This is a genomic window from Anaerococcus tetradius ATCC 35098 (assembly GCF_000159095.1).
GTDB lineage: Bacteria > Bacillota > Clostridia > Tissierellales > Peptoniphilaceae > Anaerococcus > Anaerococcus tetradius.
The window spans coordinates 1-1,382 of record NZ_GG666317.1 but is presented as its reverse complement, the minus strand read 5'-3'; the positions used below and the strand labels follow the sequence as shown (position 1 = coordinate 1,382).

General features: G+C 31.4%; 1 pseudogene. It reads right to left on the bottom strand.

Annotated elements, in window-relative coordinates:
* Positions 1 to 7: 7 nt before the first annotated feature.
* A pseudogene (locus HMPREF0077_RS09905) lies at positions 8 to 1,382 on the bottom strand (helicase-related protein); the annotation flags it as partial.

Sequence of the window (1,382 nt, the reverse complement as noted above, 5' to 3'; positions counted from 1 at the left end):
CCCTCCTCTATCTTTCTTGTCCTTTTTCGTTTTTTTCTTGATTTTTATCTTTTTCTTCTTCCGATTTGAATTTTGATATTTGTCCCAATATTGATGGTTTCTCTTCCCTTGCATGAAGATTATCCTCTACATCATAAGTTGATTCAAAGTAATCACTATCTTTAAAATCATTGTCATACCTATCTGGTATTCCATCATTGTCAAGATCTTTTGCTAGTGGATCATAGAAGTTTCCATCATCATCTATTTCTAGTCCTAGAGCTTGTTTTAAATCTTCTTCATCTACTGATACCATATCATCAAAGCTAGACATCTTTATGGCTTCAGTCATATCTTTAATAGCTTGTGAGTTGGATATACCGTCTTCTACAAAAGATTCTGTTCTAATAGCTACATCATCTACATACTGAGTCCATGTTTTTTCTTCCAAATTTACCTCATATTGAATAGAATGCTTCCCATCTGGTGTTTCTGTATAGGCAAGTCCCATATGGCTTAAATCAGGGTATAGTTTGTCAAAGTCTTCATAGCTATTAGATTCTGAAAACTCATAATTAGAATAATCAACTATCGCCCTCTTTAAATTTTCTAATAGTGGTGATTGGTTTTCTAGTTCTTCTACTTCTCCCATATCTAAAAGTTTATTAATCTCAGCTAGTCTTAGTGTCTTATCCCTTAACTCATCTGCTTTTTCAAATGGTTTAGTTAATTCTACCTTGGCATTTTCTAAAGATTCTTTATAGTTTTCAAGGTTTCGATTTAACCTTTCAAGTCTTGAAGGCATTTTTTCAATGGCATTATCCAGTCTTGTTATATTGCCATCAGTAGAGTTTGATAACTCTCCGAAGTATTCTGCTTTTCCTAGAAGTTTAAAGGTGTGAGTATTAGTCATAAAGTTATATGAAACTTGTAAGTCTAAATTTCTATATTTACCAATAACCTTGCTATCATTTATCTTTACCTTTTTTATTTCTTCTAATAGCTTTTCTCCAGCCTCTTTCTTATCTAAAATTTTATTTCCACCAAGACTGATTGAAGTAAATTTCCTATCTCCTTCTCCTAATTTTTCAACACTTGCAATATCTTCTTTAACTGCTTGTATTTCCATTTCAGTTTTTAAAATACTTTGAGGATAAATTTTATTTACCTTATCCTCAAGCTTATATTTATTAGACTTGTAGTTTGCTTCCAGCATTTTTAGTTTTGTAACTTCGTTATCTAAATCCATTTTTTCTTTAATTAGAGGATTGCCAGTAGCTAAAGCCTTGATTTCTGAATAAGATAGACTTGCTTCATCCACATCTTCTGCAACTCTTACAGGAGTTTTTGAAGTCATAATTTGAGAAATGAATTTCTGCTTATTTTCTATTGTCTGCCATAAA